This window comes from Microbacterium sp. NPDC087665 (assembly GCF_044743285.1).
In the GTDB taxonomy this organism is placed as follows: Bacteria; Actinomycetota; Actinomycetes; order Actinomycetales; family Microbacteriaceae; genus Microbacterium.
The window spans coordinates 192713-211155 of sequence record NZ_JBIUWD010000002.1 but is presented as its reverse complement, the minus strand read 5'-3'; the positions used below and the strand labels follow the sequence as shown (position 1 = coordinate 211155).

The following is an 18443-nucleotide window of genomic DNA, read 5'->3' as shown; positions in this document are numbered from 1 at the left end:
CGCCCGCCCCCGCTCTGCCCGCGGTGGGGGGGCTCGCCGCCGCCCCCGGGTCGTCACTTTTAAACAAATCCAGGGGCGGGGGGGGGGGGGCGCCCCGCCCCCCCCCCCCGCCCCTCTTCTGTATCGCGTTCTTGTATCGCGGACTCAGCCGGTCGTGAGCGCCTCGCGCAGCAGCGTGGCCTGCTCTGCGGCGTGCACCTTGGACGACCCGGTTGCGGGCGAGGCCGAAGCCTGACGTGCCACCGGACGGAACGAGCGGTCCCCGGGGACATCGGCGAACGCGAGCGCGAGGAACGGCCACGCGCCCTGGTTCTCCGGTTCCTCCTGCACCCAGACGAGCTCGGCGTTCGGGTAGGAGTCGGTGATCGTCTTCAGATCATCGATCGGCGTCGGGTAGAGCTGCTCGAGACGAACGAGCGCGACCTCGGGGTTGGGGTTCTTCTCGAGTTCGGCCCGCAGATCCCAGTGGACCTTGCCCGAGTGCACCAGCACGCGCTTGACGGCGTTGCGGTCGAGCTGGCGGCTGTCGTCGACCACCGGCTCGAAGCGACCCTGCGTGAAGGCCTCGACGGGGCTCGTCGCGCCGCGCAGGCGCAGCATGGCCTTCGGTGTGAAGACGATCAGCGGCTTGCGCGGACGAGCATAGGCCTGACGGCGCAGCAGGTGGAAGTACGACGCCGGAGTCGACGGGCGGGCGACGATCATGTTCTCCTGCGCGCACAGCTGCAGGAAACGCTCGATGCGCGCCGACGAGTGGTCGGGTCCCTGGCCCTCGTAGCCGTGGGGGAGGAGCAGCGTGACGCTGGACTGCTGGCCCCACTTCTGCTCGGCAGCCGAGATGTACTCGTCGATGACCGACTGGGCGCCGTTCACGAAGTCGCCGAACTGCGCCTCCCACAGCACCAGGGCTTCGGGAGCCTCGACCGAGTAGCCGTACTCGAATCCGAGTGCGGCGTACTCGCTGAGGAGCGAGTCGTAGATGAAGAACCGGCCCTGCGCGTCGGACAGGTTCGACAGGGGCAGCCATTCCTGGCCGTTGGCGCGGTCGTGGAGGGTCGCGTGGCGCTGCACGAAGGTGCCGCGACGTGCGTCCTGGCCGGCGAAACGCACGGGCGTTCCCTCGACGAGCAGCGATCCGAACGCCAGCAGTTCGCCGAAGCCCCAGTCGATGCCACCGTTGCGGCTCATGTCGAGGCGCTTCTCGAGCAGCTGCTGGATCTTCGGGTGCACCGTGAAGCCCTCGGGCTTGTTCACGAACGCATCGCCGATGAGCTGGATGACCTCGCTCGGCACGCCGGTCACCTCGGGCGCGCCGACCTGGTCGTCGATCGGGGGCAGGTCCGGCGCGATCGGAGTGGCTCCGGTCTCGGCCGCGTGCGTCTCGGCGAACGCGATCTCGAGGCGGTTCTGGAAGTCCGCCTTCGCCTCGTCGTACTCCTGCTCGGTGATGTCACCGCGGCCCACGAGGGACTCCGTGTAGAGGCGGCGGACGGAGCGCTTGGCCTGGATGAGATCCGTCATCAGCGGCTGCGTCATCGAGGGGTCGTCGCCCTCGTTGTGTCCGCGTCGGCGGTAGCAGACGAGGTCGATGACGACATCGCGGTGGAACCGCTCGCGGTACTCGAAAGCGAGCTGAGCGACGTGGATGACGGCTTCGGGGTCGTCGCCGTTCACGTGGAACACCGGCGCCTGGATGGTCTTGGCGACATCGGTCGCGTAGACCGAGGTGCGTGCGTCGCTCGGCGTGGTGGTGAAACCGACCTGGTTGTTGACGACCACGTGGATCGTGCCGCCCGTGCGGTAGCCGCGCAGCTGCGACATCTGCAGCGTCTCGACCACGACGCCCTGACCGGCGAAGGCCGCGTCACCGTGAACGAGGATCGGCAGCCAAGCGAACGTGCCGATCGGCTTACGGTCCTGCTTGGCGCGGACGATGCCTTCGAGCACACCGTCGACGGTCTCGAGGTGCGACGGGTTGGCGGCGAGGTAGACCGGCAGCTCGGAGCCGTCGTCTGCGACGAACGTGCCCTCGGTGCCGAGGTGGTACTTCACGTCACCCGAACCGCGCTGGTTGCCCGGCATCTGCGTGCCCTCGAACTCGCGGAACACCTGTCCGTACGTCTTCCCGGCGATGTTGGTGAGCACGTTGAGGCGACCACGGTGGGCCATGCCGATCGCGGCGCCGTCGAGCCCGCCGGTCGCGGCACCCTGCAGGATCTCGTCGAGAAGCGGGATGAGCGACTCGCCGCCCTCGAGGGAGAACCGCTTCTGTCCGACGAACTTGGTCTGGAGGAAGGTCTCGAAGGCCTCGGCCTCGTTGAGCTTGCGGAGAACGCGCAGCTGCTCGTCGTGGCCGGGCTTCTGGTACTTGAGCTCGACCTTCTCCTGGAACCACCGGCGCTGCTCGGGGTCCTGGATGTGCATGTACTCGATGCCGAGCGTGCGGCAGTAGGAGTCGCGCAGCACACCGAGGATGTCGCGCAGCTTCGCGATGCGTCGGCCGCCGAAGCCTCCGGTGACGAACTCACGGTCGAGGTCCCAGAAGGTGAGGCCGTGACTCTCGATCTCGAGGTCGGGGTGCGACCGCTGCACGTATTCGAGCGGGTCGATGTCTGCCATCAGGTGGCCGCGGACGCGGAACGAGTTGATCAGTTCCTGCACGCGCGACTGCTTGTCGACGCGCTCGGCGAGATCGACCGCGATGTCGGGGTTCCAGTGGATCGGGGCGTAGGGGATGCGCAGGGCGGCGAAGATGTCGTCGTAGAAGCCGCGCTGCCCGATGAGGAGCTCGTGCACCTTCTTGAGGAACTCGCCGGAGCCGGCGCCCTGGATCACACGGTGGTCGTACGTGCTCGTGAGCGTGATCGTCTTGCCGATCGCGAGCTCGTTGAGCGTCTTCTCGCTCGCGCCCTGGAACTCGGCCGGGTACTCGAGCGCGCCGGCGCCGATGATGCAGCCCTGGCCCTTCATCAGACGCGGCACCGAGTGCACCGTTCCGATGCCGCCCGGGTTGGTGAGCGAGACCGTGGTGCCCTGGAAGTCGGCCGCCGTCAGCTTGTTGTTGCGGGCGCGCGTCACGAGGTCTTCGTAGGCCGAGAGGTACTCGGTGAACGACATGGTGTCGGCGCGCTTGATGCTCGGAACCATGAGCGCGCGGGTGCCGTCGGGCTTGGGGAGGTCGATCGCGATGCCGAGGTTCACGTGCGCCGGTGCGACGACCGACGGCTTGCCGTCGACTTCGGCGTAGAAGACGTTCTGGCTGCGGAACTCGTCGAGCGTGCGGATCAGCGCCCAGCCGATGAGGTGGGTGAAGCTGATCTTGCCGCCGCGGGTGCGGGCCATGTGGTTGTTGATGACGATGCGGTTGTCGATCATCAGCTTCGCCGGGATCGTGCGCACGCTGGTCGCGGTCGGCACGGTCAGCGACTCGTCCATGTTCGCTGCGAGGGCCTTCGTCATGCCGCGGAGGACCGTGACCTTGTCTTCCTCGACGGTGACCTCAGCCGCGGGCTCGGCGGTCTTCGCCTGGGGCTTGGGGGCCTGAGCGGGGATCGGGGCGGCGGCTGCCGGCTTGGCGGTCGTGCGTGCCACGGGCTGCGAGCCGATGACGGGGATCGGTGCCGTGACGGGGTGGGCGGTCTGCGACGCGGCATCCGAGGGCGCGGCCTCGGATGGTGCGGCACCGCCGGCGGTGTCGGAGTGGTACTTCTCGAGGATCGGCCACCATTCCTTGTCGACGGAATCGCGGTTCACCTTGAACTGTTCGTAGAGCTCTTCGACGAGCCAGGAATTGGCTCCGAACCCTCCGTCGCCCCCGACGCCGGTCACCTGGTTCGACACGCTCGATCGCCCTCTTTCATCGCTGAAGCTCACAGTGCTCACCAGACGCAGGATGCGCCCAGGTCCGCACACTCTCGACTTTCAAGCCTAACGTGTTTCGTCGTGTGAATCTCGGATGCCGTGCCCAGGATCCACCCGATCTCGATACCGTGGAGTCATGGAGTTCTCAGGTGCACTGCCGAGCGTCGATCTCACCTATTCCGACGTCTTCCTCATCCCGCGACGATCCGCGGTCACGAGCCGGCTCCAGGTCGATCTGGCGCCGCAGGACGGCACACCTGCGACTCTGCCGCTCGTCGCGTCGAACATGAACTCGGTGACGGGGCCGCGGCTCGCCGCCGTGATGGCTCGCCGCGGAGGTCTCGGTGTCCTCCCGCAGGACATGCCGCTGCAGGATCTCGACGCGGCGATCCGCAACGTCAAGGATCAGCCCGTGCTCTGGGACACGCCCCTCGTGCTCCCGCCGAACGCCTCGGTCGCCGACGCGCTGCGTCTGCTGCCCGCCACGGCCGGATACGGGATCGTCGTCGCGGAAGGGCCGGCGCCGATCGATGTCGGCAGCATCCGGGGCATCCTTCCGGCGCACCGGCTCGCCACCGCTTTGCCGGATGCTCAGCTCGGCGACCTCGTGCACGCGGGGAGTCCGTCGATCGATGCCGACGACATCGGATCCGAACGTCATGCGTTCGACGTGATCACCGACGCTGGCGTCGAGATGGTGACGGTCATCCGCCATGGCCACCTGGTCGGCACCCTGAGCGCTCGCAGCGCGCTGCGTTCGACCCTCTACCGCCCCGCGCTGGACGCCGACGGTCGCCTCACGGTGGCTGCAGCGGTGGGGATCAACGGCGACGTCGCGGCGAAGGCGACGGCGCTCGCCGGGGCAGGCGTGGACGTGCTGGTGCTCGACACCGCTCACGGACATCAGGACGGGATGCTGCGCGCTCTGCGCACCGTGTCGGATCTCGGGCTCGGTCTGCCGATCGTGGCCGGCAACGTCGTCACGGCCGACGGGGTGGAGGATCTCGTCGATGCCGGAGCATCCATCCTGAAGGTCGGCGTGGGCCCCGGGGCGATGTGCACCACGCGCATGATGACGGCCGTGGGGCGGCCTCAGTTCTCGGCCGTGCTCGAGACGGCCCAGGCCGCCCGCGAACTCGGTGCGCACGTCTGGGCTGACGGAGGCGTCCGATATCCGCGCGATGTGGCGCTCGCGCTCGCGGCGGGCGCGGCGTCAGTGATGATCGGATCCTGGTTCGCCGGCACGATCGAGGCGCCGGGAGAACTGCAGCGGGATGCGGAAGGGCGCGTGTACAAGGAATCGTGGGGGATGGCATCGACCAAGGCCGTGCAGGCGCGGTCCGGTCGCCTCGATGCCTTCGAGCGGGCGCGGAAGGAGCTCTTCGCCGAAGGCATCTCCTCGTCGAAGATCTATCTCGATCCGCTGCGACCGGGCGTCGAAGACCTTCTCGACATGATCACATCGGGGGTGCGTTCGTCGTTCACCTACGCCGGGGCATCCTCCGTGCGCGAATTCCATGGGCGCGCACTCGTCGGCCTGCAGTCCGCAGCCGGTTACGAAGAGGGCAAGGCACTGCCGGTCAGCTGGTGATTCGGGCGCTCCCGCCCGTCCCAGAGTTCTGTAGAATTGTCGGCACCATGGACGACCCTCCCAGTTGTAGTACCTCGCCCCACTGTCCGCCTCTCTCATCGGAGAGGAACCTCTGATGGACTACATCATGTTGGGCGTGGGGCTTCTGCTCACGGTCGGCACCGGCCTCTTCGTCGCGAGCGAGTTCGCGCTGGTCAATCTCGACCGGGCCGATCTCGAGGCGCGTCAGGCTCGGGGCGAGTCCCGTCTCTCTCTGACGATCAGTGCTCTCAAGCACACGTCGACCCATCTCTCCTCTGCGCAGCTCGGCATCACGCTGACCACTCTGCTCACCGGTTACACGATGGAGCCGGCCCTGTCGAACCTGCTCAGGCCGACGCTGGTCGCCTGGCATCTTCCCGAGGCCGCCGTCGCGCCGATCGCGACCGTCGTGGCCATGTTCGTCGCCACCGTGCTGTCGATGATCCTCGGCGAGCTGGTTCCGAAGAACTTCGCGTTGGCTCTGCCGCGCGCGACCGCCAAGCTCGTCATCCCGTTCCAGGTCGCGTTCACGACCGTCTTCAAGCCGGCGGTCGTCGTGCTCAACGGCAGCGCGAACGGCGTGCTGCGAAGCATGGGCATCGAGCCGAAGGAAGAGCTCTCCGGTGCTCGCAGCGCGGAGGAGCTCTCTTCCCTGGTCCGCCGGTCGGCCAGTGCCGGACTGCTCGAGGCCGACACCGCCACGCTGCTGGATCGCACCCTCACCTTCTCCCGGCTCACCGCTGCGGATGTCATGACCGCGCGACCCAGCATGCACGCGATCTCCGCGGGCGACTCGGCCGACGACGTCATCCAGCTCGCCCGCCGCACGGGGCACAGCCGGTTCCCGGTGTACGACGACGATCTCGACGACATCACCGGCGTCGTGCACCTCAAGGCCGCGATCTCCGTTCCCCGTGACCGCCGAGCGGACGTGCCCGTGGGTGCCCTCTCGACCGAGCCGCTGCGCGTGCCCGAGACGGTGCATATCGACGTGCTGATCTCCGAGCTCCGCGCTCGCGGTTATCAGCTGGCGGTCGTCGTCGACGAGTACGGCGGCACCGCCGGCCTCGTCACGCTCGAAGACCTGGTCGAGGAACTCGTGGGCGAGGTCTCCGATGAGCACGACCGCACCCGGGCCGGGGTCATCCGTGGCCGTGACGGCCTGACTTTCCCCGGCGAACTGCGCCCGGACGAACTGCGCAGCAGAGCCGGCATCGACGTCCCGGAGGGCGACGTGTACGACACCGTCGGCGGTTATGTCATGAGCGTGCTCGAGCGGGTTCCCGCCGTCGGTGACGAGGTCTCGCTCGACAGCGGCATGCTGCAGGTCGTCCGGATGGACGGACGCCGAGTCGACCGCATCCGATTCGTCCCGAGAGCGACTGCTCCCGAAGAAGGGAACGTCCGATGAGTGATTGGGGAGGACTCGCCTGGTTGGTCGTGCTTCTCGTCGCCAACGCCTTCTTCGTCGGTGCGGAATTCGCGGTGATCTCGGCGCGGCGCTCGCAGATCGAACCCCGTGCCGAGCAGGGCTCGCGTTCTGCGAAGACGGCGCTCTACGCGATGGAGCACGCGACCCTCATGCTCGCGACGTCTCAGCTCGGCATCACGATCTGCTCGCTGCTGATCCTGAACGTCTCCGAGCCCGCCATCCACCATCTGCTGGCCGTGCCGCTGCACGCGCTGGGGATGCCGGATGCCGCGGTCGACGCCGTCTCGTTCACGATCGCCCTGCTGATCGTGTCGTTCCTGCACGTGGTGTTCGGCGAGATGGTGCCGAAGAACCTCGCCTTCTCGATTCCCGAACGTGCGGTGCTGATCCTGGCACCGCCCCTCGTCTGGGTGTCGAAGGTGTTCATGCCGGTGATCTGGGTGCTCAACGCCGCAGCGAACGGCGTGCTGCGTCTGTTCCGCGTCGAGCCGAAGAACGAGGCCGCCTCGACCTTCACGCTCGACGAGGTGGCGACGATCGTCGACCAGTCGCGCCGTGAGGGATTGCTCATGGATGCGGCGGGTGCGGTCGCCGCAGCCGTCGAGTTCACCGACAAGAAGGCGCGCGACATCGCCGTACCGCTGAGCGACCTGGTGACGTTGCCGCAGTCCACGACGCCGGATGACATCGAGAAGGCGGTCGCCCGTTACGGGTTCTCGCGCTACGTGATCGTCGACGACGAGCAGACGCCGATCGGGTACGTGCACCTGAAGGACATCCTGCGCGCGTCGGATGGTCCGGACGCGGCGACGAAGATCGCCGAGCCCGTGCCGTCGAAGCGCATCCACCACATGGTGCCCGTCCAGGAGGACACCGATCTCGAGGATGCGCTCGCCGCGATGCGTCGTGCGGGCCGCCATCTCGCGAAGGTACGCAACGCGGAGGGCGAGACCACCGCAGTGCTGTTCCTCGAAGACATCCTCGAGGAGCTGGTCGGCGAGGTGCAGGACGCGACGCGACGCGTGCGCGGGCACTGACCGCACTGAACGACAGAGGCCGCCGACTCTCCTTCGAGTCGGCGGCCTCTGTCGTGTGCGTGTGCGTGTGCGTGTGCGTGTGGCGTGCGGCGTGTGGTGGATCAGCGCCAGCGAGCTCGGTCGTACTGCGGCGGCCAGGCCACGTCGACGCCGAGTTCGTGCGCGGCACGCAGAGCGAAGTGCGGGTCGCGCAACCACTCGCGTCCGGCGAAGATCGCGTCGGCGGCACCGTCGACGAGCACCTGCTCGGCCTGTGCCGCCGCGGTGATCAGGCCGACGGCCGAGACGGGGATGCGTCCGCCCTGGCGCACGGTCTCGGCGAGCGGAACCTGATACCCCGGGAACACGGCGATCTGCTGATGCGCGACGAGGCCACCGCTCGAGACGTCGACGAGGTCGGCCCCGTGCTCCGTGGCCCAGCCGCCCACCTGCGCGGCCTCATCGGGAGTGAAACCGCCGTCGGCATGATCGGTCGCCGAGATCCTCAGGAAGATCGGCGCGCCGTCACCGGCGACCGCACGCACCGCATCGAGCACGCGCAGCAGAAGGCGGGCACGGTTGTCGAGCGAGCCGCCGTACTCGTCGTCGCGCAGGTTGGAGAGCGGCGAGAGGAACTGGTGCAGCAGATATCCGTGTGCACCGTGGATCTCGAGCACGTCGAAGCCGGCGTCCAGCGCTCGCCGGGCTGCCGAGGCGAAGGCATCCACGATGCGCTCGATCCCCGCGTCATCGAGCGCGGCCGGCTCGGCGAACCCCTCGAAGGCGATGGCCGACGGCGCGGCGGTCACCCACCCGCCGTCCGAAACCGGGACAGAACCGCGGGCGTCCGCCCACGGCCACCACGTCGAGGCCTTCCGTCCGGCGTGGGCCAGCTGTATGCCGGCGAGCGAGCCGCGGTCGTGGATCGCCTGAACGATCGGTGCCCAGGCATCCCGCTGCTCGTCGTTCCAGAGTCCGACGTCGCGCGGTGAGATGCGGCCCTCGGGAACGACGGCGGTCGCCTCGGCGACGATGAGACCCGCCCCTCCGGATGCGAACTGCGTCAGATGCCCGTGGTGCCACTCCTGCACGACGCCGTCGACCGCGCTGTACATGCACATCGGCGACACCCAGAGGCGGTTGCGGAACTCGACGGATCGGATGCTCAGGGGAGAGAAGAGAATGCTCACCGTTCGACGCTACCGCCGGTCGAGCGCCCCGAGGGCCATCGCACTAACGTGGAGTCATGGTCGAGGTGCGCGAGTGGTCCCGCAGCGATACGGCGCGATTGCTGCGCGTGCCGTCGGCGGACGATGACAAGTACTCGCGGGGTGTCGTGGCGCTGCGCACGGGGTCGACGGCGTATCCCGGCGCGGCGGTCCTCGGCGTTGAAGCGGCGTGGCGCGCGGGAGCGGGCTTCGTGCGGTTCGTGGGGGAGCAGCGCGTGGCGGATGCCGTACTCGCCCGTCGCCCCGAGACCGTCACGGGCAGCGACGTCGGCCGAACGCGCATCGATTGCTGGGTCGTCGGATCCGGGACCGATGCTGCAGACCGGAGCAGTGAAGACGCAGAAGCGCTCCGTTCGCTGATGACCGGGAGCGCGCGTGTCGTCATGGACGCGGGCGCCCTCGACCTCGTCGATCGGGTGAGCGCGCCCGTGGTGATCACTCCGCACGCCGGCGAGTTCGCGAAGCTGCGCGAGCGGCTGCGTCTTCCCGTTACCGGAGCGGATCGAGCCGCCGATGCCCGCGAGGTCGCGACCGCTCTCGGCGTCACCGTGCTGCTGAAGGGATCCCGAACGCTGATCGCCGCACCCGACGGGGGAGTCACCGCGCTCGCCGCAGGGACGGGATGGCTTGCGACAGCGGGCACGGGCGATGTACTCGGCGGCGTACTGGGGGCGGTCCTCGCCGCAAACCCCCACGCGCAACTGCACGAGGCGGCGGCCGCGGGGGCATGGCTGCACGGCTACGCGGCGCGACTCGCCTCCGGCACCGAGAACGGTGAGCCGGGGCATCCGATCGTCGCTCTCGATGTCGCGCAGGCGTTGCCGCGCGCGATCGCGGACGTGCTGGCGTGACGCGCGGCTCCGGGCGCCTCGTCGCGCTCTGGAGTGCGTTCCTCGCGGTGCACGCTCTGACCGCGTGGCTCGGGTGGGTGTATCCGAGCCAGCCGATGGGCGACGTGGTGCTCGTCTACGAACCCTGGGCCTCTGCCGCCCTGAGCGGCGGTCCGATCGTCGGCGTCACCGAGACCTGGGTGTATCCGCAGCTGGCCCTCGTGCCCATCCTGCTCGCCAAGATGCTGGCGGCGCCGTTCGTCGGCCTTCTCGGGGTGTCGGGCGCCTATCTCATCGCCTGGGCGGTGCTCGTGACCGCGCTGAACGCTCTTGCCTTCGGTGTGCTGCTCGGGCGTTCGCCGTCGGCCCCTCGCCGCATCGCCGGATGGTTCTGGACCGCCGCGCTCCTGCTCCTCGGCCCGATCGCCCTCTACCGCCTCGATGCGATCACCCTGCCGATCGTCGTCATCGCCGGGCTCTGGCTCGTCGCTCGTCCGGCGCTCGCCGCGGCCCTGCTCACGGTCGGGGCGTGGATCAAGATCTGGCCCGGGGCGATCCTGCTCGCGGCGCTGGTGGCCGGGCGCCATCGGGTGCGGATGCTGCTCGCCGCCCTCGGCGTCACCGCCGCGGTGATCGTGACGCTCCTGCTGCTCGGTGCACGCGAAGAGATACTCGGATTCGTCACGGAACAGGGCGGACGCGGGTTGCAGATCGAAGCCGTCGCGGCCACACCGTTCCTGTGGCTCGCCGCGGGGGGATCGGCCCGCATCGAGTACAGCTTCGACATCCTGACCTTCCAGATCGGCGCAGCTGGGGCGGATGCCGTCTCGGCGCTGCTCACGCCGCTGATGATCGTCGTCATCGCGGGGATCCTGCTCGTCGCCGCGCTGAAGGCCCTGCGCCGCGCATCCTTCGCGCGTCTGTTTCCTCCGCTCGCGCTCTCGCTCGTCGTCGCGCTCATGGTCACCAACAAGGTGGGCTCTCCGCAGTTCCATGTCTGGCTGATCGCACCGGTCATCCTCTGGTTCGTGTTCGATCGGGTGCGTGCCCGTGTGCCCGCCGCGCTGGTGCTGGCGCTGTGCTTCCTCACGTTCCTCGTCTATCCGCTGAGCTACGACGCCCTGCTGCAGGCACAGCTGCTGCCGATCGTGGTGCTTTCGATGCGCAACATCCTGCTCGTCGTGCTGCTCGTCATCGGTGTTCGCGCGCTGGTGCGGGTGCCGTCATCTCGACCGCTGAAATCCAAGGAGTAAACCATGCTGATCGCCTTCTCCGTCGCACCGTCCGGCACCGGCCGCGAAGACGGTTCGGTGCACGCCGCCGTGGCCGCCGCCGTACGTATCGTCCGCGAGTCCGGGCTGCCGCACCGCACCACGAGCATGTTCACCGAGATCGAAGGCCCCGACTGGGACACGGTGATGGACGTCGTGAAGCGTGCGACCGAGGCTGTGATGCCGTTCGGCTCGCGCGTCTCGCTCGTGCTCAAGGCCGATATCCGTCCGGGATTCACGGGTGAGCTCGACGCAAAGATCGAGCGACTCGAACGCGCCATCGAGGACGACGCCGAGTAGTCGCGCTCAGGCGTGGAGCCGCGCGCCCTTCACGAACCTGTCGACGGCGTTGCGGGGTCCGCGGAGAGCGATGCCGACGAGGTCGAGGTCGGTGGATGCGACACCGGCGACGGCCGCCCGGTTCGCCTGGTCGTGTCCCGTGGCGAACAGGTCGCGGGTGTAGATCGCCAGGGCCACGTCGTCGCGGGCGGCCGCCTTCGCACGCACCATCCCGAGAAGCTCGGAGCCGCCGGTCATGACGAGCACGGGCTGACGCAGCATGGGCAGATACTCGGTGCCGTCGGCATCGCGATACGGCTCGCCGGTCAGATCGGTGCCGCTCACGGCGATGCCGGACATCAGGAAAGCGGTGACGTTGAGCTCCTGCCACGGGGCGAGATCGTCGTTCAGGAGCACGACGACCTTGGTGTCGAAACGGGGAGGTGCGGTCGGGGAGTCTGCGGATGCCTGCGTGGTGCTCATATGTCCACGATCGCGCCGCGGGTACCTCCGCGTCTTGTACGTTTCTTGCATGGTCGAACACGTGCGCGCCTGGCATCCGTCAGTGCCGTCCGTGCGCGAGGTGTACCACGCGGCGTTCGAGCACGCCTACCCGATGCACGCGCACGACGCCTGGACGGTGATGCTGGTCGATCAGGGGGCCGTCGCCTACGACCTCGATCGTTCGTCGCACATCGCCGCGCCGGGTGCGGTGACGCTGCTGCCGCCGGGAATCCCACACGACGGCCGGTCGACGATCGACGGGCGCATCTATCGCAAGCGTGTCGTCTACCTCGACCACGACTGGCTGCCGGAGCACGCGGGAGGGCTGTCGGCCGGCAAGCCCACCGTGCAGAGCGCGGAGGCTCTCGCCGGGGTGCATCGCATACACGCGGCCCTCGCCGAGCCCGGTGATCTGCTGGCGGCCGAGCACTGGACGCTCGCTCTGCGGCGGATGATCCTCACCCACCTCGGAACACCGGGAAGCGCCCTGCGGGACACGCCCCTCGCTCGCCGGCTGCGTTCTCAGCTCGACGACCGGTTCACCGAGTCGTTCACGCTGCGCGACATCGCCGCGTCGTTCGGAACAAACCCGAGTCATCTCGCTCGGTCCTTCTCGCAAACCTACGGTCTGGCCCCGCACCAATACGTTCTGAGCCGCCGCATCGACCTGGCGCGCAGCCTTCTGGTCGACGGCATCCGGCCCGCCGATGCGGCCATACGTGCCGGGTTCCACGATCAGTCCCACCTCACGCGCCACTTCCGGCGGATGCTGGGAACCACGCCCGGTGCGTTCGCGACCCCCGTGCGCCCGCTAAGCTGATCCGGTGAATCCCTCGACTGAATCGAGGGGTGCGGCGAAGAGGGCGCTCCTCTCTCTCGCCATCGGCAGTTTCGGCATCGGCATGACCGAGTTCGTCGTGATGGGCCTGCTGCCCAACATCGCCGGCGACCTTCTGCCCACCCTCTGGGCGTCCAGCCCCGAAGACGCGTTGAGCCAGGCCGGCTGGCTGATCTCGCTCTACGCCCTCGGCGTCGTGATCGGTGCACCGACCATCGCGGGGTTCGTCGCGCGGTATCCGCGCCACCGCGTCATGATCGTGCTCGCCCTGGCGCTCACCGTCTTCAACGCGCTCACCGTCGTGCTGCCCACGTTCGAACTGGTCGGGGTCTCGCGCTTCCTCGCCGGGCTCCCGCACGGGGCCTACTTCGGCATCGGCGCTCTGGTCGCCGCCGACGTCATGGGGCCGGGCAACCGGGCCAAGGGAGTCGCCTTCATCCTCACCGGGCTCACGGTCGCCAACGTCGTGGGCGTTCCGTTGGGGACGTTCCTCGGGCAGCAGTGGGGGTGGCGTGCCGCGTTCGCCGTCGTGGCGATGGTGTTCGCGCTGGCGACACTGTGCATCGCGCTGTTCGTGCCGCACCACCCGGGAACCCCGGGGCGCACCATGCGACAGGAGCTCGGGGTCTTCCGCATCCGCCAGGTGTGGTTCACCCTCGGTATCGGAGCGATCGGCTTCGGCGGATTCTTCGCCGTCTACAGCTACATCGCTCCGCTGGTCACCGACGTGGCGGGCTCGCCGGAGTGGGTCGTGCCGATCGTGCTCGTGTTGATGGGCATCGGCATGACGGCCGGCAACCTCGTCGGCGGCCACCTGGCCGACATCGACCTGCGCCGCACGCTCCTGTTCGGTCTCGCGGCGATGGCAGTCGTCTTCGCACTCCTCGCCGTGTTCTCGTTCTGGATCGTGTCGCTCAGCATCCTCGTGGTCGTCGTCGGCTTCGTCTCGTCCGTGCTGAGCCCGACCATCCAGACGCGCCTCATGGATGTGGCCGGCGACAATCAGTCGATCGCCGCCGCCATGAACCACTCGGCGCTGAACATCGGCAACAGCCTCGGCGCCTTCCTCGGCGGCGTGGTGATCGCTGCGGGGTGGGGCTTCATCGCTCCCGCATGGACCGGAGCCATCCTCGCCGTCGCCGGCCTGCTGATCGCTCTGCTCTCGTACCGCGTCGAGGCGCGGAGTCCTCGCGCGTTGGCCGAGACCCGGTCGTAGAGTGTGGGGGTGACCGCCCCCGAAGACCTGCCCGTCGCCGGCACCGTCGTGATTCTCCGCGACGCCGCCGACGGCTTCGAGGTACTGCTGCTGCGCCGACCCGATCGGGGCTCGTTCGCCGGCGCCTGGGTGTTCCCCGGCGGCAAGGTCGAACCGGGCGATCGGCGGCCCGGGGCGACCGAGATCGACGACGCGGAGCGTGCCGGCATCCGCGAGACGAAGGAGGAGGTCGGCCTCGTCATCGATTCCCTGCGGGCGCTCTCGCAGTGGCAGCCGCCGCGCGAGGCCCCCACGCGCATCCGCACATGGTTCTTCGTCGCGATGTCGCGCGGCGTCGAGCCCTCGCCCTCGCCGGACGAGGTCGCCGAGCTCGCCTGGGTCACTCCCGCCGAGGCCCTCGCGCGTCACGCGAGAGGGGAGTGGACGTTGTTCCCGCCGACCTGGGTGACTCTGCACCTGCTCTCCGACTTCTCGGATGCGGACTCGGTGATGACGTCGGCGGGCGAGCCGGCGCTGTTCCGCACCCGCGTGCTCGAGACCGAATCGGGTCGGGCGTTCGCTTGGGAACAGGGGCGCCTCGACGCGGGCACGCTTCCCTGGCGCTACGAGCCCGCCTGACGTCAGCTGTCGAGCAGCCGCCGCAGGTGAGCGCCCACGGCGTCGTTCTCGATCAGGAATCCGTCGTGTCCGAAGTCGCTGGTGAGCACCACCGCGTCGTTGCCGTCGAGGGTGTTCGGGATGCTCCGGGCGATGCGGTGCTGCCCGTCGACGGGGAACAGGCGGTCGCTGTCGATGCCGAGCACGAGCGTCGTGGCCGTGACGGTGCGCAGCGCCTCTTCGACGCCCCCGCGGTCGCGCCCGACGTCGTGCGAGTTCATGGCCTCGACGAGCGTGATGTAGCTGTTCGCGTCGAAGCGTCGGGTGAACTTGTTGCCGTGGAAGTCGAGGTACGACTCCACGGCGAACCGTCCGCCGTGGCCGAGCGGCGAGACGCCCGACTGCCACGACCGCTGGAAGCGCTGGTTGAGCTCGATCGGGCTGCGGTAGTTCAGCAGCGCCATCCTACGGGCGAGGGCGAGACCGCGGTGCGGGCCCTCGCCGTCGTCGAGGTCGTAGTACTCGCCGCCCTGGAAGCGCGGATCCATGCGGATCGTCTCGATCTGCACCGTGTTCAATGCGATCTGGTCGGCCGTCGTCACCGGCGGCGATGACAGCACGGCGAGGCGCTGCACACGATCGGGGTGAGTGACGGCCCACTCGAGCGCGTGCATTCCGCCCATCGAACCGCCGATCACCGCGGCCCAGGTGTCGATGCCGAGTGCGTCGGCGAGGAGCACTTGGGCGGCGACCTGATCGCGGATGGTGAGATACGGGAAGCGCGAGGCCCATTCGTAGCCGTCGGGTGCGACGCTCGCGGGGCCCGTGGATCCCTGGCATCCGCCCAGGATGTTCGGGGCGACGATGAACCAGCGATCGGTGTCGAGCGGAGCCCCCGGTCCGGTGAGCTGCTCCCACCAGCCGGCGGTGGGGTGCCCTGCGCCGGCTTCTCCGCGTACGTGGCTGTCGCCGGTGAGCGCGTGCAGCACGAGCACGGCGTTGTCGCCGGCGGCGTTCAGCTCGCCCCAGCTCTCGTAGGCCACACGGATGCCGGGAAGCTCCGCGCCGCTCTCAGTGGGGAACGCCCCGAACGGGGCGAAGAGGCGTCCGCCGACGGGGTCGCCGTCGCGCCAGGCTCCGGTCGCGGGAGGTCGAGCACGGAGGAGCCGGACGTCGGCCTCCGTCACGAGCGCCGACGGCACCGTGTCTTCAGAGGTCGTCTGCCAGTCCATGTCTCCATTGTCGCGTGGTCAGACGGCGCGGAGTCGCACGTTACGGCGATGCGTCGGATGCTCGCGCCGTCACCGTGGTGACCGTCGCGAGATGATCGCTGTTGCCGGCACGCATCGTGGTTGCCGAGACCACGTCGAGACCGCGGACGAACACCTGATCGATCCGCGCGAGCGGGAAGGCGGCGGGCCAGGTGAATCCGAGGGTGCCGTCGGTGGGCCGCACCCACGACAGCTCGGCTCGAAGGGCGGCGAGACCGGGATCGGCGGGGGCGGCGTTGAAGTCGCCGACGGCGACGATCGATTCCGCGGGGTCGGCGGCGATCTGCGCGGCGAGACCCGACAGCATCGCATCACGATCGCTCTGCTGGCCGGGCCGGACGGATGCCGCGTGGATGACGTAGACCGCCGTCGAGGTATCACCGGTCTGCACGTCGATGCGGAGCGCGCGGTTCCAGCCGAGCCCGAGCGACAAGGGCTCGGTCGATTCGATGGGCAGCCTGCTCCAGATGCCGACGGTGCCGATCGCGTAGGAGTTCGGGTATTCGACGGCGAGCGTCTCGCGGGCGACGGCGAGGCTCGCGGCATCGAGTTCGGTGAGAGCGACGACGTCTGCTCCGCTCGCCGCGAGCGCTTCCGCGGAGGCGGCCGCACCGCCGGAGTGTGCGCGAACGTTCTGGCTCACCACGGTCAACGAGTCCGTCGCGGCGCTCGCCCCCGCACCGGGGAAGAAAGGGGCCATCGCGAGCGTCCACACCAGAACGGGGGCGAGCAGCAGGAGGATCACGCGGCGGGCGAGCACCGCCGCGATGACGGTCAGCACCAGCAGGAGAAGTCCGGTCCAGGGGAGAGCGGCCGCTCCCGCCGTGCCCACCGTGCCGGGCATCCACGCGCAGACGACCGCGACGAGAAGGACCATGCCGGCGACGGCGATCCATCGAGCATGGCGAGTCTTGGTGCCGCGACGTCGCCGCGGGGTTGCAGTGTCGATCGTGCTCTCCTCCTCGCGGGTTCCCATTCTCGGTGGCGCCTCCTGTGGGGAGGCCGTGCGCGGCGCGCACACACGGATGCCCCGGACTGCAGCAGTCCGGGGCATCCGTGTTCGTGATGATCCGTGTCAGGCGCGCGCGGCCTCCGACACGCGGCGTGCCGCGGCGAGAGCCTGGTCGAGGTCGGCCTTGAGGTCGTCGACGTTCTCGAGGCCCACCGACAGTCGCACCAGGCCCGGCGTGACACCGGAGGTCAACTGCTGCTCGGGCGTGAGCTGCGCGTGCGTGGTCGACGCCGGGTGGATGACGAGCGAGCGCACGTCGCCGATGTTGGCGAGGTGGCTGAACAGCGACAGGCTGTTGACGAACTCGCGACCGGCTTCGACGCCGCCCTTGAGCTCGAAGGACAGCACCGCTCCGACGCCCTTGGGCGCGTACTCGTTCGCCTTGGCATACCAGGGCGAGGAGGGGAGACCGGAGTAGTTGACCGTCGCGACGTCGTCACGGTTGTCGAGCCATTCGGCGATCTCCTGGGCGTTCTGCACGTGGCGCTCGATGCGCAGCGACAGCGTCTCGACGCCCTGGATGAGGTTCCAGGCGCTCTGCGGCGCGATGGCCGCACCGAGGTCGCGCAGCAGCTGCACGCGCGCCTTGATGATGTAGGCGAGCGGGTCGCCGACGGCCGCCGTGTAGCTGGCACCGTGGTACGAGGGGTCGGGAACCGTCAGCCCGGGGAACCGGTCGACGTTCTTCGACCACTCGAAGGAGCCGCCGTCGATGATCACGCCACCGATCGTGGTGCCGTGGCCGCCGAGGAACTTGGTGACCGAGTGCACGACGATGTCGGCGCCGTGCTCGAAGGGACGGATCAGGTACGGGGTCGCGATCGTGTTGTCGACGATGAGCGGCACGCCGCTCTCGTGGGCGATGTCGGCCACCGTGCGGATGTCGAGCACGTTGATCTGCGGGTTGCCGATCGTCTCCGCGAAGAACAGCTTCGTGTTCGGGCGCACGGCACGACGCCATTCCTCGGGGTCGTCCTGGTTCTCGACGAACGTGACCTCGATGCCCAGCTTCGCGAGCGTGTACTTGAAGAGGTTGTACGTGCCGCCGTAGATCGAGCTCGAGGCGACGAAGTGGTCGCCGGCCTCGGCGATGTTGAGCACGGCGAACGTCGATGCCGCCTGGCCGCTCGCGAGCACCAATGCTCCCGTGCCGCCCTCGAGCGCGGCGAGGCGCTGCTCGAGCACGTCCTGCGTCGGGTTCTGGATACGCGTGTAGATGTTGCCGAATTCGGCGAGCGCGAACAGGTTCGCGGCGTGGTCCGCGCTGTCGAACACGTACGAGGTGGTCTGGTAGATCGGCGTGGCGCGTGCCTTGGTGACCGGGTCGGGCGCGGCCCCGGAGTGGATCTGCTTGGTCTCGAAGCGCCAGGTCTCAGGTGCGGACATGTGTTCCCCCTGGAACGTGTGGAAGGTCGGATGGCAGAAGCCGTTTCAGTGAGAGTACGGAATATTCCCTCGTGTCAACAATGGGTGGG

Annotated in this window: 15 protein-coding genes; 9 read left to right on the top strand and 6 right to left on the bottom strand. The window is 68.8% G+C overall.

The window, feature by feature from the left end; all coding sequences use genetic code 11:
* Positions 1 to 144: 144 nt before the first annotated feature.
* The gene (locus ACIOSY_RS04540; protein ID WP_400850918.1) at positions 145 to 3840 is read right to left on the bottom strand and encodes a multifunctional oxoglutarate decarboxylase/oxoglutarate dehydrogenase thiamine pyrophosphate-binding subunit/dihydrolipoyllysine-residue succinyltransferase subunit; all 3696 of its coding nucleotides are present in this window, start codon (positions 3838 to 3840) and stop codon (positions 145 to 147) included.
* A gap of 157 nt (positions 3841 to 3997) precedes the next feature.
* Between ACIOSY_RS04540 and ACIOSY_RS04535 the strand changes: the two genes are divergently transcribed.
* From ACIOSY_RS04535 to ACIOSY_RS04525, 3 genes are all read left to right on the top strand, one after another.
* Positions 3998 to 5452, top strand: coding sequence for a GuaB1 family IMP dehydrogenase-related protein (locus ACIOSY_RS04535; protein ID WP_400849699.1), 1455 nt, complete (start codon positions 3998 to 4000; stop codon positions 5450 to 5452).
* A gap of 115 nt (positions 5453 to 5567) precedes the next feature.
* Positions 5568 to 6884 carry a hemolysin family protein gene (locus ACIOSY_RS04530; RefSeq protein ID WP_400849696.1) on the top strand — a complete coding sequence of 439 codons (1317 nt, stop codon included), beginning with the start codon at positions 5568 to 5570 and terminating at the stop codon, positions 6882 to 6884.
* The gene (locus ACIOSY_RS04525) at positions 6881 to 7942 is read left to right on the top strand and encodes a hemolysin family protein (protein ID WP_400849693.1); all 1062 of its coding nucleotides are present in this window, start codon (positions 6881 to 6883) and stop codon (positions 7940 to 7942) included. Before ACIOSY_RS04530 ends, ACIOSY_RS04525 begins: the two co-directional genes overlap by 4 nt.
* Positions 7943 to 8043: 101 nt before the next feature.
* Here the strand turns inward: ACIOSY_RS04525 and ACIOSY_RS04520 are convergent, their stop codons facing one another.
* Positions 8044 to 9111: an NADH:flavin oxidoreductase/NADH oxidase gene (locus ACIOSY_RS04520; protein WP_400849690.1), complete on the bottom strand. Its 1068-nt coding sequence runs from the start codon at positions 9109 to 9111 to the stop codon at positions 8044 to 8046.
* A 56-nt stretch (positions 9112 to 9167) separates the two neighbouring features.
* Here ACIOSY_RS04520 and ACIOSY_RS04515 point away from each other — a divergent pair, with 56 nt between their 5' ends.
* From ACIOSY_RS04515 to ACIOSY_RS04505, 3 genes are read left to right on the top strand one after another with little or no spacing between them, the layout of a single operon-like run.
* Positions 9168 to 10001, top strand: a complete 834-nt coding sequence (locus ACIOSY_RS04515) for an NAD(P)H-hydrate dehydratase (protein WP_400849687.1) — start codon at positions 9168 to 9170, stop codon at positions 9999 to 10001.
* Entirely contained in the window at positions 9998 to 11233 is a 1236-nt protein-coding gene (locus tag ACIOSY_RS04510; protein WP_400849684.1) for a hypothetical protein, read from the top strand. Before ACIOSY_RS04515 ends, ACIOSY_RS04510 begins: the two co-directional genes overlap by 4 nt.
* A 3-nt stretch (positions 11234 to 11236) precedes the next feature.
* Positions 11237 to 11551, top strand: a complete 315-nt coding sequence (locus tag ACIOSY_RS04505; RefSeq protein WP_400849682.1) for an MTH1187 family thiamine-binding protein — start codon at positions 11237 to 11239, stop codon at positions 11549 to 11551.
* Positions 11552 to 11557: 6 nt separating this feature from the next.
* Here ACIOSY_RS04505 and ACIOSY_RS04500 read toward each other — a convergent pair whose 3' ends face one another.
* Positions 11558 to 12013, bottom strand: coding sequence for a DUF2000 family protein (locus ACIOSY_RS04500; RefSeq protein ID WP_400849679.1), 456 nt, complete (start codon positions 12011 to 12013; stop codon positions 11558 to 11560).
* A 49-nt stretch (positions 12014 to 12062) separates the two neighbouring features.
* Between ACIOSY_RS04500 and ACIOSY_RS04495 the strand changes: the two genes are divergently transcribed.
* Genes ACIOSY_RS04495 through ACIOSY_RS04485 form a run of 3 tightly spaced genes read left to right on the top strand, consistent with a single transcriptional unit; the run spans position 12063 to position 14706 of the window.
* Entirely contained in the window at positions 12063 to 12854 is a 792-nt protein-coding gene (locus ACIOSY_RS04495; RefSeq protein WP_400849676.1) for an AraC family transcriptional regulator, read from the top strand.
* 4 nt (positions 12855 to 12858) lie between these two features.
* The gene (locus tag ACIOSY_RS04490; RefSeq protein WP_400849674.1) at positions 12859 to 14088 is read left to right on the top strand and encodes an MFS transporter; all 1230 of its coding nucleotides are present in this window, start codon (positions 12859 to 12861) and stop codon (positions 14086 to 14088) included.
* Positions 14089 to 14097: 9 nt separating this feature from the next.
* On the top strand, positions 14098 to 14706 hold the full coding sequence (locus ACIOSY_RS04485) for an NUDIX hydrolase (protein WP_400849671.1): 609 nt from the start codon (positions 14098 to 14100) through the stop codon (positions 14704 to 14706).
* Between the two features lie 2 nt (positions 14707 to 14708).
* On the opposite strand, the gene ACIOSY_RS04480 is transcribed toward ACIOSY_RS04485, so the two are convergent.
* From ACIOSY_RS04480 to ACIOSY_RS04470, 3 genes are all read right to left on the bottom strand, one after another.
* On the bottom strand, positions 14709 to 15917 hold the full coding sequence (locus ACIOSY_RS04480) for a homoserine O-acetyltransferase (RefSeq protein ID WP_400849668.1): 1209 nt from the start codon (positions 15915 to 15917) through the stop codon (positions 14709 to 14711).
* 40 nt (positions 15918 to 15957) lie between these two features.
* Positions 15958 to 16932, bottom strand: coding sequence for an endonuclease/exonuclease/phosphatase family protein (locus tag ACIOSY_RS04475; RefSeq protein WP_400849665.1), 975 nt, complete (start codon positions 16930 to 16932; stop codon positions 15958 to 15960).
* Positions 16933 to 17031: 99 nt separating this feature from the next.
* Positions 17032 to 18354 (bottom strand): bifunctional o-acetylhomoserine/o-acetylserine sulfhydrylase, encoded by a 1323-nt coding sequence (locus ACIOSY_RS04470; RefSeq protein ID WP_400849663.1) that lies wholly within the window; start codon positions 18352 to 18354, stop codon positions 17032 to 17034.
* Between the last annotated feature and the right edge of the window lie 89 nt (positions 18355 to 18443).

Excerpts from the sequence above, each read along its gene's own strand:
- ACIOSY_RS04535 (WP_400849699.1), top strand. The coding sequence starts at position 3,998 with ATGGAGTTCTCAGGTGCACTGCCGAGCGTCGATCTCACCTATTCCGAC.
- ACIOSY_RS04530 (WP_400849696.1), top strand. The coding sequence starts at position 5,568 with ATGGACTACATCATGTTGGGCGTGGGGCTTCTGCTCACGGTCGGCACC.
- ACIOSY_RS04525 (WP_400849693.1), top strand. The coding sequence starts at position 6,881 with ATGAGTGATTGGGGAGGACTCGCCTGGTTGGTCGTGCTTCTCGTCGCC.
- ACIOSY_RS04515 (WP_400849687.1), top strand. The coding sequence starts at position 9,168 with ATGGTCGAGGTGCGCGAGTGGTCCCGCAGCGATACGGCGCGATTGCTG.
- ACIOSY_RS04505 (WP_400849682.1), top strand. The coding sequence starts at position 11,237 with ATGCTGATCGCCTTCTCCGTCGCACCGTCCGGCACCGGCCGCGAAGAC.
- ACIOSY_RS04500 (WP_400849679.1), bottom strand. The coding sequence starts at position 12,013 with ATGAGCACCACGCAGGCATCCGCAGACTCCCCGACCGCACCTCCCCGT.
- ACIOSY_RS04495 (WP_400849676.1), top strand. The coding sequence starts at position 12,063 with ATGGTCGAACACGTGCGCGCCTGGCATCCGTCAGTGCCGTCCGTGCGC.
- ACIOSY_RS04480 (WP_400849668.1), bottom strand. The coding sequence starts at position 15,917 with ATGGACTGGCAGACGACCTCTGAAGACACGGTGCCGTCGGCGCTCGTG.
- ACIOSY_RS04475 (WP_400849665.1), bottom strand. The coding sequence starts at position 16,932 with ATGGGAACCCGCGAGGAGGAGAGCACGATCGACACTGCAACCCCGCGG.
- ACIOSY_RS04470 (WP_400849663.1), bottom strand. The coding sequence starts at position 18,354 with ATGTCCGCACCTGAGACCTGGCGCTTCGAGACCAAGCAGATCCACTCC.